The organism is Lelliottia sp. (assembly GCF_045627565.1).
Taxonomy (GTDB): Bacteria; Pseudomonadota; Gammaproteobacteria; order Enterobacterales; family Enterobacteriaceae; genus Enterobacter.
This window is the reverse complement of sequence record NZ_JAZQNX010000034.1, coordinates 15,931-28,926: the sequence shown is the minus strand read 5'-3', so window position 1 is coordinate 28,926 and position 12,996 is coordinate 15,931. Positions and strand designations below refer to the sequence as shown.

12 protein-coding genes are annotated in these 12,996 nt (G+C 49.3%); 6 read left to right on the top strand and 6 right to left on the bottom strand.

Annotated elements, in window-relative coordinates:
• The first annotated feature begins 117 nt into the window (after positions 1-117).
• The 6 genes from gmk (at position 118) to ACKI5T_RS16635 (ending at position 6,412) form a co-directional block, all read left to right on the top strand.
• A complete protein-coding gene (gmk, locus tag ACKI5T_RS16660) occupies positions 118-741 on the top strand; it encodes a guanylate kinase (RefSeq protein ID WP_011915359.1) in 624 nt (207 codons plus the stop codon).
• 54 nt (positions 742-795) lie between these two features.
• Positions 796-1,071, top strand: coding sequence for a DNA-directed RNA polymerase subunit omega (rpoZ, locus tag ACKI5T_RS16655; RefSeq protein WP_011915358.1), 276 nt, complete (start codon positions 796-798; stop codon positions 1,069-1,071).
• 19 nt (positions 1,072-1,090) lie between these two features.
• Positions 1,091-3,202 (top strand): bifunctional GTP diphosphokinase/guanosine-3',5'-bis pyrophosphate 3'-pyrophosphohydrolase, encoded by a 2,112-nt coding sequence (gene spoT / locus ACKI5T_RS16650; RefSeq protein ID WP_011915357.1) that lies wholly within the window; start codon positions 1,091-1,093, stop codon positions 3,200-3,202.
• 4 nt (positions 3,203-3,206) lie between these two features.
• Positions 3,207-3,896, top strand: coding sequence for a tRNA (guanosine(18)-2'-O)-methyltransferase TrmH (gene trmH, locus ACKI5T_RS16645; RefSeq protein ID WP_235134413.1), 690 nt, complete (start codon positions 3,207-3,209; stop codon positions 3,894-3,896).
• Between the two features lie 3 nt (positions 3,897-3,899).
• Complete coding sequence (gene recG / locus ACKI5T_RS16640) at positions 3,900-5,981, top strand: ATP-dependent DNA helicase RecG (RefSeq protein ID WP_407438873.1); 2,082 nt, start codon at positions 3,900-3,902, stop codon at positions 5,979-5,981.
• A 236-nt stretch (positions 5,982-6,217) separates the two neighbouring features.
• The gene (locus tag ACKI5T_RS16635) at positions 6,218-6,412 is read left to right on the top strand and encodes a hypothetical protein (RefSeq protein WP_407438871.1); all 195 of its coding nucleotides are present in this window, start codon (positions 6,218-6,220) and stop codon (positions 6,410-6,412) included.
• A gap of 509 nt (positions 6,413-6,921) precedes the next feature.
• Here ACKI5T_RS16635 and ACKI5T_RS16630 read toward each other — a convergent pair.
• The 6 genes from ACKI5T_RS16630 to ACKI5T_RS16605 all read right to left on the bottom strand — a co-directional run bounded on the left by ACKI5T_RS16630 (position 6,922) and on the right by ACKI5T_RS16605 (position 12,995).
• A complete protein-coding gene (locus ACKI5T_RS16630) occupies positions 6,922-7,536 on the bottom strand; it encodes a helix-turn-helix domain-containing protein (RefSeq protein ID WP_407438869.1) in 615 nt (204 codons plus the stop codon).
• A 72-nt stretch (positions 7,537-7,608) separates the two neighbouring features.
• Complete coding sequence (locus ACKI5T_RS16625) at positions 7,609-8,118, bottom strand: fimbrial protein (RefSeq protein WP_407438867.1); 510 nt, start codon at positions 8,116-8,118, stop codon at positions 7,609-7,611.
• A 39-nt stretch (positions 8,119-8,157) separates the two neighbouring features.
• On the bottom strand, positions 8,158-8,685 hold the full coding sequence (locus ACKI5T_RS16620) for a fimbrial protein (RefSeq protein ID WP_407438865.1): 528 nt from the start codon (positions 8,683-8,685) through the stop codon (positions 8,158-8,160).
• A 50-nt stretch (positions 8,686-8,735) separates the two neighbouring features.
• On the bottom strand, positions 8,736-9,686 hold the full coding sequence (locus ACKI5T_RS16615) for a fimbrial protein (RefSeq protein WP_407438863.1): 951 nt from the start codon (positions 9,684-9,686) through the stop codon (positions 8,736-8,738).
• 9 nt (positions 9,687-9,695) lie between these two features.
• A complete protein-coding gene (locus ACKI5T_RS16610; RefSeq protein WP_407438861.1) occupies positions 9,696-12,236 on the bottom strand; it encodes a fimbria/pilus outer membrane usher protein in 2,541 nt (846 codons plus the stop codon).
• 81 nt (positions 12,237-12,317) lie between these two features.
• Positions 12,318-12,995: a molecular chaperone gene (locus ACKI5T_RS16605; RefSeq protein WP_407438859.1), complete on the bottom strand. Its 678-nt coding sequence runs from the start codon at positions 12,993-12,995 to the stop codon at positions 12,318-12,320.
• Position 12,996: the final 1 nt, after the last annotated feature.

Sequence of the window (12,996 nt, the reverse complement as noted above, 5' to 3'; positions counted from 1 at the left end):
CACGCAAAAATCAATAATCCAGGGGAAAAAGTGTGACAAAGGCTACGTCACACCGTGGCGACGTGTATAATAAGCCCGTATGTAGGACTTAATCGCTAACACATACGAAAGACTCTCATGGCTCAAGGCACGCTTTATATTGTTTCTGCTCCAAGTGGCGCGGGTAAATCCAGCCTGATTCAGGCACTGTTAAAAACCCAACCGCTGTACGATACGCAAGTGTCGGTATCTCACACCACGCGTCAGCCGCGTCCAGGTGAAGTACACGGTGAACATTATTTCTTTGTTAATCATGATGAATTTAGAACGATGATTGGCAGAGAAGCGTTTCTTGAACACGCCGAAGTATTCGGTAATTACTATGGCACCTCACGAGAAACTATCGAGCAGGTTCTGGCAACGGGCGTCAATGTGTTCTTAGACATCGACTGGCAAGGTGCCCAGCAAATCCGTAGTAAGATGCCGCAGGCTCGCAGTATTTTTATACTACCGCCGTCAAAAGAAGAGTTGGACCGCCGTCTTCGCGGACGTGGTCAGGATAGCGAAGAAGTCATTGCGAAACGTATGGCCCAGGCAGTTGCAGAAATGAGCCATTACGCTGAATATGATTATCTGATTGTGAATGATGATTTTGATACCGCTCTTGGCGATCTTAAGACTATTATTCGCGCCGAACGACTGCGTATGAGCCGCCAGAAGCAGCGACATGACGCTTTAATCACCAAACTGTTGGCAGACTGAACCCACATTCAGTATCATGCCCAGTCATTTCTTCATCTGTGGAGCACTATAAGTATGGCACGCGTAACTGTTCAGGACGCTGTAGAGAAAATTGGTAACCGTTTTGACCTGGTACTGGTCGCCGCGCGTCGCGCTCGTCAGATGCAGTCCGGCGGCAAAGATCCACTGGTACCAGAAGAAAACGATAAAACCACCGTTATCGCATTGCGCGAAATCGAAGAAGGTCTGATCACCAACCAGATCCTCGACGTACGTGAGCGCCAGGAGCAGCAAGAGCAGGAAGCCGCAGAACTGCAGGCCGTAACCGCCATTGCTGAAGGCCGTCGTTAATTAAACCTGCGGGTCGCCCTTGTATCTGTTTGAAAGCCTGAATCAGCTGATTCAACACTACCTGCCAGAAGACCAAATCAAACGTCTTCAGCAGGCGTATCTCGTTGCACGTGACGCTCACGAGGGCCAAACACGTTCAAGCGGTGAACCCTATATCACGCACCCGGTAGCAGTGGCCTGTATTCTGGCCGAGATGAAACTCGACTACGAAACGCTAATGGCTGCGCTCCTGCATGACGTGATCGAAGATACCCCCGCCACCTACCAGGATATGGAACAGTTGTTTGGCAAAAGCGTTGCCGAACTGGTGGAAGGGGTTTCTAAGCTTGATAAGCTGAAATTCCGCGACAAGAAAGAGGCGCAAGCCGAAAACTTCCGCAAAATGATCATGGCGATGGTGCAGGATATCCGCGTCATTCTTATCAAACTGGCTGACCGCACCCATAACATGCGCACGCTGGGCTCATTACGCCCGGACAAACGTCGTCGCATTGCCCGCGAAACGCTCGAAATCTATAGCCCACTGGCGCACCGTTTAGGTATCCATCACATTAAAACTGAGCTTGAAGAGCTGGGTTTTGAAGCGTTGTACCCAAACCGCTATCGTGTGATTAAAGAAGTCGTTAAAGCCGCGCGTGGCAACCGTAAAGAGATGATTCAAAAGATCCTCTCTGAAATTGAAGGACGTTTACAGGAAGCGGGAATACCGTGCCGCGTCAGCGGTCGCGAAAAGCACCTGTACTCTATTTACTGCAAAATGGTGCTCAAAGAGCAGCGTTTTCACTCAATCATGGATATCTACGCGTTTCGCGTTATCGTCCATGACTCGGACACTTGCTACCGTGTTCTCGGTCAGATGCACAGCCTTTACAAACCGCGCCCAGGTCGTGTTAAAGATTACATCGCCATTCCAAAAGCGAACGGCTATCAATCTTTGCATACCTCCATGATTGGTCCACACGGCGTGCCGGTCGAAGTGCAAATCCGCACCGAAGACATGGATCAAATGGCGGAAATGGGTGTTGCTGCGCACTGGGCTTATAAAGAGCACGGTGAAACCAGCACGACCGCGCAAATCCGCGCGCAGCGCTGGATGCAAAGTTTGCTGGAGCTACAACAAAGCGCCGGCAGCTCGTTTGAATTTATCGAGAGCGTCAAATCCGATCTCTTCCCGGATGAGATTTACGTTTTCACACCAGAAGGGCGCATTGTCGAACTGCCCGCAGGCGCTACGCCGGTCGACTTCGCTTATGCCGTGCATACCGATATTGGTCATGCCTGCGTTGGCGCACGCGTAGACCGCCAGCCGTATCCGCTTTCGCAACCGCTCACCAGCGGCCAGACGGTAGAAATCATTACCGCACCGGGTGCACGTCCAAACGCGGCGTGGTTGAACTTTGTCGTGAGCTCCAAGGCGCGCGCCAAAATCCGCCAGTTGTTGAAAAACCTCAAGCGTGATGATTCCGTCAGCCTGGGTCGCCGTTTGCTCAACCATGCGTTGGGCGGCAGCCGTAAGCTTGCCGAGATCCCGCCGGAGAATATCCAGCGTGAACTTGAACGTATGAAGCTCGCTGCACTGGACGATCTGCTGGCAGAAATTGGTCTCGGGAATGCGATGAGTGTTGTCGTGGCGAAAAACCTGCAGCAAGGCGATGCCTCTTCTGTACAGTCAACCACGCAGGGCCACGGTCATTTACCGATCAAAGGCGCAGACGGTGTACTGATTACCTTCGCGAAATGCTGTCGACCGATTCCTGGCGACCCAATCATTGCGCACGTGAGCCCAGGCAAAGGCCTGGTTATCCACCACGAATCCTGCCGTAACATCCGTGGCTATCAGAAAGAGCCTGAGAAGTTTATGGCCGTCGAGTGGGATAAAGAGACCGAGCAGGAATTCATCACCGAAATTAAGGTGGATATGTTCAACCACCAGGGTGCGCTGGCTAACCTGACGGCAGCCATCAACACGGCGTCTTCCAATATTCAAAGTCTGAATACAGAAGAAAAAGATGGCCGCGTTTACAGCGCCTTTATCCGTCTGACTGCCCGTGACCGTGTACATCTGGCAAACATCATGCGTAAAATTCGCGTCATGCCAGACGTCATTAAAGTCACCCGTAACCGAAACTAGTCTGATGAATGCACAGCGTTATGCTCGTATCTGCGAAATGCTCGCCAGACGTCAGCCCGATCTGACGGTCTGCATGGAGCAGGTCCATAAACCTCATAATGTTTCTGCCATTGTCCGTACCGCTGATGCCGTGGGTGTACATGAAGTACACGCGGTCTGGCCAGGCAATCGCCTGCGTACCATGGCGTCCAGTGCAGCCGGCAGCAACAGTTGGGTGACGGTCAAAACGCACCCGACGATTTCAGAGGCTGTCGCGCAGTTGAAAGCGTCCGGAATGCAAATCCTGGCCACCCATCTTTCTGATAAAGCGGTTGATTTTCGTGAGATCGATTACACCCGTCCGACCTGTATTTTGATGGGACAAGAGAAAACCGGGATCACCCAGGAAGCGCTGGATCTCGCCGATCGCGACATCATTATCCCGATGATCGGCATGGTACAGTCTCTGAATGTCTCTGTTGCTTCTGCGTTAATCCTTTATGAGGCGCAGCGCCAACGTCAGAATGCAGGCATGTACGAACGCAAAAACAGCATGCTGCCAGAAGAAGAACAGCAGCGATTGTTGTTTGAAGGCGGATATCCGGTGCTCGCCCGCGTAGCAAAGCAAAAGCAATTGCCCTATCCACACGTTAACGCGCAGGGTGAAATCGAAGCTGATGCCGAGTGGTGGTCCACAATGCAGTACGCAGGATAAATCATGAAGGGCCGCCTGCTGGACGCTATCCCGCTAAATTCACTCACTGGCGTTGGCGCGGCACAAAGTAGCAAACTCGCAAAAATCGGCCTGCACACCGTACAAGATCTCCTGCTTCACCTCCCTTTACGTTACGAAGACCGCACTCAGCTTTATGCCATTGGCGATCTCCTTCCCGGTATTTATGCCACGGTTGAAGGTGAAATCCTGAACTGCAACGTCACCTTTGGCGGTCGTCGAATGATGACCTGCCAGATCAGCGACGGCTCCGGCATCCTCACCCTGCGCTTTTTCAATTTCAGTGCTGCAATGAAAAACAGTCTTGCTGCGGGACGACGAGTGCTGGCCTACGGCGAAGCAAAACGCGGTAAATTCGGCGCGGAGATGATCCACCCGGAATATCGCGTGCAGGGCGATCTATCCACTCCTGAATTACAAGAAACGTTAACGCCGGTTTATCCGACAACCGAAGGTATCAAGCAAGCAACGCTGCGCAAACTAACCGATCAAGCCCTTGAACTGCTTGATACCTGTGCCATTACCGAATTGCTGCCGCCTGAGTTGGCGCAAGGAATGATGAGTCTGCCTGAAGCGATTCGTACCCTGCACCGTCCGCCTCCCTCTTTGCAGCTCAGCGATTTAGAAAGTGGTCAACATCCGGCGCAACGGCGTCTTATCCTTGAAGAATTACTGGCCCATAACCTGAGCATGCTGGCGCTTCGCGCTGGCGCGCAACGTTTTCATGCGTTGCCGCTCACCGCCCGTGATGATTTAAAAGATAAGCTGCTGGCTTCACTGCCGTTTAAACCCACCCATGCGCAAGCGCGCGTCACAGCCGAAATTGAGCATGATTTGGCGCAAGATGTGCCCATGATGCGCCTGGTGCAGGGTGATGTGGGTTCCGGTAAAACGCTGGTTGCCGCCCTGGCTGCCTTACGCGCAATCGCACACGGCAAACAGGTGGCATTGATGGCACCGACGGAACTGCTCGCCGAACAGCATGCCAACAACTTTCGAAACTGGTTTGCGCCACTTGGCGTAGAAGTTGGCTGGCTGGCCGGTAAGCAAAAGGGCAAAGCGCGAATCGCACAGCAAGAAGCGATTGCCAGCGGCCTGGTGCAAATGATCGTCGGGACTCACGCTATTTTCCAGGAGCAGGTTCAGTTTAAGGGTCTTGCTCTGGTCATTATTGACGAACAGCACCGCTTTGGTGTCCATCAACGTCTGGCGCTCTGGGAAAAAGGGCTGCAGCAGGGGTTTCACCCGCACCAGTTGATCATGACCGCTACGCCGATCCCACGCACGCTAGCGATGACTGCGTATGCCGATCTCGATACTTCAACCATTGATGAACTGCCGCCCGGCCGTACGCCAGTCACGACGGTGGCTATCCCAGACACCCGTCGCAGCGATATTATTGACCGCGTACGCAACGCCTGTACCCAGGAAGGCCGACAGGCTTATTGGGTGTGCACATTAATTGAAGAGTCCGAACTGCTTGAAGCCCAGGCTGCAGAAGTCACATGGGAAGAGCTAAAGCTGGCGCTACCTGAACTCCAAATCGGGCTAGTGCATGGTCGTATGAAATCGAGCGATAAACAGCAGGTTATGCAGCGCTTTAAGCAGGGCGAACTGCATTTACTCATTGCGACCACGGTGATAGAAGTGGGCGTGGATGTCCCCAATGCCAGCCTGATGATTATTGAAAACCCGGAACGATTGGGCCTTGCGCAACTTCATCAGCTCCGGGGTCGTGTTGGACGTGGTGCGGTGGCCTCACACTGTGTACTGCTCTTCAAATCTCCCCTCTCCAAAACTGCGCAAATGCGTCTGCAAGTTTTACGTGACAGCAACGACGGTTTCATTATTGCCCAAAAGGACCTGGAAATACGGGGTCCGGGCGAACTGCTGGGGACGCGTCAGACCGGTAACGCAGAATTTAAAGTCGCGGACTTATTACGCGATCAGGCAATGATTCCGGAAGTTCAGCGGCTGGCGCGACACATTCATGAACGCTACCCCCAACAGGCGACTGCTTTGATTGAACGCTGGATGCCAGAGACTGAACGCTACTCCAATGCCTGATGGTTATGCCGACATTCCCGCCCGTAAAAAGATTACCCAATCCAATAATTAATTTATTTTAAATAATAATAAACCCTATCTTTCTTATTATTGATTTGTTGTATACGTCAGTATAATTTTGTGGTTCTTAAAAGTTCAAATTAATAATTCCCTAAGCTGCTCTTAATGCTGGTTGTTTTCTGTGTTTTCTGTGTTTTCTGTGTTTTCAGTAAGCAAATATCAAAGGGATTTAAAAAATGAAACTAAGAACAGCATTATTAGCGGCTATTTGTATATCAAGCTGTGCATTTGCATATGCGCAAGATACTTCAGCAGATTTACAGATTAATGGTACCGTTAAAAATACAGAGTCTGCCTGTGCATTATTATTAAGCTCTTCAGCCTTAGCGCAGCTTATTTTCCCTTTTCCAGGTGGATCCCTTGTCGCCTGAAAGCACGGCAGGCTACGGGAGTGTTCACCCCAAATCTGATTTATTCAACAAAGCCCAAAGCCGTTACAATCATAACCACCTGGGTGGTTTGTTTTTACCGTTTTATTCTTAATGAAGTCATTTAAAATACGCTGGATGTGATAGATTTCAATATGATATTGAATAAAAAATATACTGTTAAAACAGTGCGGCAACGCATTGAATGTTTTGTTCCCATCAACATCGTTTATACCAATGATCAAGGATTTTTTTACGACCCTTAAGTCGTTCATGACAAACATATTTACTGCCATGAATAAGCTTCAGAAAAATCAAACCCGCATCAGCAACATCACTTTCAGCAGATCCAGAAAAAAATTAATCACACTGTCTGCTCTCGACATGAAGAGCTTTGAAATAACAAGTTTCAGTCCATGACTAAAAAATACATCTGTATCATTAGTCAGTATATTTATCATAATTACAAATATTAAAAGTTGCCCACGATAATTTACCATAAATCCATGGGATCAGGCACTAATAAGATAACCATCATTCATAACAATGATTTTTTTATTCTTTAACTCAGCAAGGGCTCTCATAATCCCACTTCGAGAAAGTAAGGTACGATCCTGAATGTATTTCGCGACCGTCGTGCCCTCTCTAAATTCCTGAGGTTCTCTCATTAACTTTAAAACGTTTGCGTACACCATTTCATAATTATTTTTTACTATCATCCGTGAACTATGAGAAGCCTGACGACAAATCATATAGCTCATTAATGCGCTCACGTTTTCCCAAAGTTGCATTTCAGAAATAATACGACGGGCAGAGTTTGCAACAATTACAGCAATCGTCGCACGTGATTCAACCCGCAAATAATAGTCTTTATCCACTGGAGTAAGCAGGTTCGTCAGGCCTAAGACGGTTGGTGCATATGCGTTGGATACTACTAAGCTATCTTTTCCACGTCTAATTGTAACGGTTCCCTCCAACAGCAGATAGCAAACAGGAGCGTTGCGATACGAAAATTTTATCTTTTTGTTACTCTCGAACCAATGTTTCTTGCAAAAAGGAAGTAAAGCATTACTAATAATTTGAACTTGTTCGACAGGTTTAAGGGCAGTTACCGGTAAATGTTCCATTATGCCTACTCTAAATAATAAAGCGCCGAAAGTATCTGGCGTACAAATCTGCACGCCATGTTTTAACGTCTATCACTGATAGGTGAACGAAATATTGACGACCGAAATAAAAGTTCCTTGCGTTACCCCTCCCGTCGGTGAGTACATTCTGGCGGAAAGTGGAAATGTCGCACTGTGCGTTGAACTATTAATATCTGCCTTCATATTACTTCCATTTGCATAAAGCGTATCAGCATCGTCTTTTGCTGACAGTTGCAACGCAACATTGCTCGCCGTGCCGGTATTTTTATACGCTGTTGAATCATTCGCATCAGGCGTTCCTGAGAACGTTGCCGTGGCCTGACTGGTACTCACCGGGCAATTATTCAGGTCGAGATTAAAATCGACCCATTCTCCCCCTGTTCCTGCATCAGCCAGACTGTGTGCCTGCAATCGGGGTAGCTCCACCTCCTTGCTCACTGATGCTGTATCTACGGTACAAGGTGAGGCCACAACTTTACCGCTGATATTAAGGTCGGTTGCATTAGCGATTGCCACTATCGAGAGCAAAGGCAACATGAAAATAAAGCGAGATCCCGTCATCACATTCTCCTGGGAGCCAGTTAGCCGGCTCTGTCTGCATTACTGATATTCAAACGTCGCCACAATCACAGATGAAATATCACCCGGGGTGACCGAACCGACAGCAGAAAACGCACGGGCCTGAAGCTTAAATGTTGCTGCGCCAGACGTTACCGGTGCCGTCAGCGTCGAACCATTGCTGAGAAGCGTTCCAGTACCCTGCTCCGACAGCTCCACTGCAGTGTTTGTTGCTGGTGTTGGGGCGGTATTTTTCCAGAGTGTGGTGGTGGTCCCGTCCGCAGTCCCGGAGAAGGTGACTTTAATATTTGTGGTTCCCGAAGGGCAGCCGGTTAAAGGCAAATCAAACGTTTTCATCGTTGAGCCTGAATTCGCTGCCGCCAAATCGGCTGCCTGAATGTTAGATCCCAGATCGACATCCAGTGTATTATTGCCACCGTTAATGGTGGTACAAGGTGAGGCGACCACTTTGCCGGTGACATTAATACTCACCGTATCAGCGGCCAGCGCCGGACCCACGGTAAGGACGGCGACCATTAATGCCGCGAAAGATGCGAAGAATTTGTTCATAATATTTCACCTATTTGATCATTACAGAATATTAAAGTTTCGAATACTCATTACTGATAAGTTAATGTTACGGTGGCTGACGTACTGGCATCACCCGGTGTAACGGAATTTTTAGTCTGGTAATAACGCGCGGTAATCGGGAAAGTTTCCTGTCCACCGCTGGATTTTTTCAGAACGATGCGATCGTTGAGTTTAAGTGGCACACTGTTATATAAAAGCTGTACGCCAAGGCCCTTTGCTGTTCCAGCGTCCCCCTGGTTATTTAAGGCGAGGACACTGTCATCAGTAATGTCCGGGTTTTGTGTCCCGCTAAGCTCAACATTTATATTGGCCTCGGCGTCGCAGTCCAGCCCGAGATTTTGCGTACTGGTTTTATCCGTAAAAGGCCCAACACTGTTTCCAAAGCTTGACGCAGGCACATCGCCAATTGGAAACGTTAAGTTTGGCGTATTTATTGAACAGGCAACGGATGTTATTTGCGACGCGCTTATATTGATTTCCATATAATCAATGGAATGATACATTTTAGCGACACCATACTGTCCCGAATTTAACACTCCAGATTCCACTTTCGCATATTTAATTAATCTCACATATGCATTACCTTGAATTGATAGACCGCCATCCGTAATTCCCACGTCAGTTTCGCTTGGGAAAGGCTTGGGTGTTGACCAGCTGTCATCATACGCATACGACAATGCATACCCGACACCAGGAACATTCGTGGTATAGACAGCGGATGTCCCTGTTTTCAGACCTGTATCACTACCCACTAACAATATTCTGGAATCGGGAAAACCTTCATGATTGCATCCAATATAGCCAGCGGTTGTGTATGGGGCATATCCTTGCCACAATACCGTTCCAACGGGAGTATCTCGTTGAACAGTCACTGGAGGAATATTGACTGTCCAGAGAGCTTTAGTAACAAGATTACAATCCGCATAAGACGCAGAGGTCCATAACACGAACAGTAAACTGATAAGTTTTATGATTTTCATAACTGACACCTACTTATTACATATTGCGGTGTACTGGATAATTCCAGCAACAATGTTTGTTCTATTTGGTTTATATACAACACTGCACTGTTCATCCGGTGATTTCCCCCACGAGGCAGTTATATCATCACCATCTTTCAAGCCAGACATATAAACCACTCCACTTTCGCCAACAATAAATGCCGAAGACTGTTGAGATTTATTAATAGACACGACTGAGCCAAATGGAACGACGATATTCCCTTTCCGCAATAGGGTTAAAAGTACTCTGTCCCCTAAATTAGTATTGTAGTCTGCCCTTACTACCGCTCCGCGGGTCGGCACAACGGTTTTGGTTGTGAGATCCAGTTCGACATTATCCGGTAATGTTGCTGTATCCAGCGCCAGATCGTTTTTACGATACGGGCTGACATTGCCGACCACTGTATAACCGCGGTAATCGGTATTCACACCGGTCTGGTTCGCCACCCCTACCCCTTTCGCGCCAGGTGCCTTCACCAGCGCAATAGTTTCACCGAACGGTTGTGCCAGAGTAATGCCGTCGCTATGCGCCAGGATTCCGCCAGAGAGGCCGTAGTTCATACGGTCGCTGTTTTTGTCGTAGCTATAACCCGCCGTCATTTCGCCGTAGGTACCGCGATAGTCGGCATTCGCGTTACCGGTGTTGCCAATGTCGTCCGTACCGTAACCTTCCTGCACGTTCCAGCTCAGCGCATTCCCCTGTAACGCGGTACCGCTCATGCCCACCGTATGCGTGGTGTTACCCTGCTTACTGGTATTGAGACTGTAGTTCGCCCAGGTGTTGCTCAGGAACCGGTCCAGAGGAATGCTGACATTCATCGCAAAAATCTGGTCATTGTCATAAATTTTCCCACCACTGGTGCCGCCGGCATCCGAGTTTTTGCTGTAGGTATAATTCAGACCATAAGAAACCCCGTGCCAGGAGTTGTTATAACTCACGCCATAGGACTCCATGCTTTTGTCCTGCTGCCAGTAGTCTTCCCGCACCGCGCTGGCGGTTAATGCGCCCAGCTTTGCTCCCAGCGTCTGGCTGATGGTCAACTCAGCACGGTTACGACGACGATTCTGCGTTGAGGTGTCCTCGCCGTAGGTGTCCAGCACTTCCTGCATGCTGTAATACCCTGCGGTTGAATAACGGTAACCCGCAATGGAGAAGTTGGTACCCGTGTCAGTAAAGTTCTTGCTGTAACGAACGCGCCACGACTGGCCGCTTTCCTTGTTCTGGTCCTCAGGCGTGGACCAGGCCTGGGTCACGTCAGCGGACACGGCGCCAATATCGCCCATGTTTTTGCCCAGACCCATCGCCAGTGACTGGTATTTACTCGCTTCCTGCAACCCGCCATAAACCGTAAAGCCTCGTGGCAGACCGTAAATCGCCGTAGCCTGTGCCAGTGATGTTTTATCAACACTGCTGTTATAGGAGCGATATTGCCCCCCGGTGATGCTGTACTTCAGACGACCTTCACGCTGTAAAACCGGCACAGACGCATAGGGTACGATAAAGTTTTGTTCGCTGCCGTCGGCTTCCTTTACGGTGACATTCAGATCGCCGGAGCCACCGGTCGGGAACATATCCGTAATTTCAAATGCGCCCGGCGCCACATAGCTCTGGTAAATCACGTAGCCGTTCTGACGGATCACGACCTGGGCATTGGTTCGGGCAATCCCCCGCACCACGGGTGCGTAGCCTTTCAGGCTATCCGGCAACATTTCATCGTCAGAGGCCAACTGGCCACCGCGAAACGGAATGCTGTCAAATACGTCGGAGGGCGATGAGCTGTCGCCGAGCGTGAGCTGACTTTTCAGGGCAATAATGTTTCGCTGAGCGTAGGTATAAACCGTATCCCATTTATCCTGACCGTCATTATCCCTGTTCCAGGTGGTGTAGTTGCGAATACGCCATGGCCCAATATTCACGCCAGGGCGAAGGTTGGCGTACTGGCTATCACTGTCACTGCCATTTCCGTTACGTGCATGAGTGTTATCCCCGCTCAGGCTGTAGTTCAGCAACAGGGCGTTAATGCCTTCATCCCACAACTCGGGTGCCACATAGCCCCGCGCCTGAGGGGAAAGTGCCGCCTGAGGTATGCTCAGGACCAGTTTTTGCGCGTTGAACAGAAATTTAGCCGATGCATCCGGAATGGCGGCCAGCCGGGCGCACTCGCCGTCTTTGCCCAAATCAGGAAACAGGCTGGTTTTAATCCCAAAACTCTGTAATAAACCGACAGAGAGGCATGGCTGAAGCTTTTCTTCACCCGAAGCATTTTTCTCAGCTTTAAATTCCAGCTCACGGGTATCAATGATCTGGTCATTAATAACGATATCCACGCGATATTTGCCTGGAGCCTGTGAACCGTCCTCAAACGTCGAAAGATCCACCCCTTTAGAGGCGGGGTTATCCACTTCCAGTAATGCTGGATTAAAATACTCTCGTGCATGTGCAGCAGACAGCATGCAAGGTAACGCCAGTGCGATCAGGCATGCGAGACGAGCGGGCTTGAACGACCGGGATTGCATCACTTTACTCATTACTTCTTTACTCCTTCATCGCAGGCTTCACACCTGCCTTTACCCGCACAATCCTGTATGCCAGGGAGAGGTTTATCTCAATCAGATAGCGGCTTTATGGGCTTCGCCTATACCGCCAAAATCAGTGATTATTTTGAATTCCACGGACCCCGCACTGACTCCTGTCGGCAGCGCAAAACGCGCGCTTGAACCTGGTGCAACAAAGGTCGGTTCAGCAACTTTTTTTCCGGCCACGCTAATTTCGTTAAAGTTCATGTAATAAGGCGTTGGGTTAGTCACCTGAATTTGATCGCCCGCTTTTTGCCACGTTAATTTTCCGGCCAGATCTTCGGGTACGGTGCCTTTTAATGTTTCTGGGCGATAAATCAGTTTCATTCGGGTTTTAACAGCAACCTGAAGACTATTTTCTTTCTTTTCAGCAGACGGAATAGATTTCACATTCAGCCAGAACATAGATTCTTTATCTTCAGGAACATTACCCGCGCGAACAATTCGCATCACATTTTGTTGCCCCTGGTCTAAACGATACAATGGAGGCGTGATAATAAAGGGAGCTTTCTCAACACCACCATTCGGGGTATCAATCCATGTCTGAATAAGATACGGAACACTGTCCGGATTATTGACGCTCAGTGAAGCTTCCTTTTTTGCACCATCATAAATAACCCGCGTTCCACCTATAACCACACCGGCATTGGCAGCAGATGCAGTTAACATAGCCACCAGGCCAATTAAAAATGACTTTGGTAATAATTTCATA

What these genes read in the sequence shown, in the direction of transcription:
- gmk (WP_011915359.1), top strand. Translation starts at nt 118, where the DNA reads ATGGCTCAAGGCACGCTTTATATTGTTTCTGCTCCAAGTGGCGCGGGT.
- rpoZ (WP_011915358.1), top strand. Translation starts at nt 796, where the DNA reads ATGGCACGCGTAACTGTTCAGGACGCTGTAGAGAAAATTGGTAACCGT.
- trmH (WP_235134413.1), top strand. Translation starts at nt 3,207, where the DNA reads ATGAATGCACAGCGTTATGCTCGTATCTGCGAAATGCTCGCCAGACGT.
- recG (WP_407438873.1), top strand. Translation starts at nt 3,900, where the DNA reads ATGAAGGGCCGCCTGCTGGACGCTATCCCGCTAAATTCACTCACTGGC.
- ACKI5T_RS16635 (WP_407438871.1), top strand. Translation starts at nt 6,218, where the DNA reads ATGAAACTAAGAACAGCATTATTAGCGGCTATTTGTATATCAAGCTGT.
- ACKI5T_RS16630 (WP_407438869.1), bottom strand. Translation starts at nt 7,536, where the DNA reads ATGGAACATTTACCGGTAACTGCCCTTAAACCTGTCGAACAAGTTCAA.
- ACKI5T_RS16625 (WP_407438867.1), bottom strand. Translation starts at nt 8,118, where the DNA reads ATGACGGGATCTCGCTTTATTTTCATGTTGCCTTTGCTCTCGATAGTG.
- ACKI5T_RS16620 (WP_407438865.1), bottom strand. Translation starts at nt 8,685, where the DNA reads ATGAACAAATTCTTCGCATCTTTCGCGGCATTAATGGTCGCCGTCCTT.
- ACKI5T_RS16615 (WP_407438863.1), bottom strand. Translation starts at nt 9,686, where the DNA reads ATGAAAATCATAAAACTTATCAGTTTACTGTTCGTGTTATGGACCTCT.
- ACKI5T_RS16610 (WP_407438861.1), bottom strand. Translation starts at nt 12,236, where the DNA reads ATGAGTAAAGTGATGCAATCCCGGTCGTTCAAGCCCGCTCGTCTCGCA.
- ACKI5T_RS16605 (WP_407438859.1), bottom strand. Translation starts at nt 12,995, where the DNA reads ATGAAATTATTACCAAAGTCATTTTTAATTGGCCTGGTGGCTATGTTA.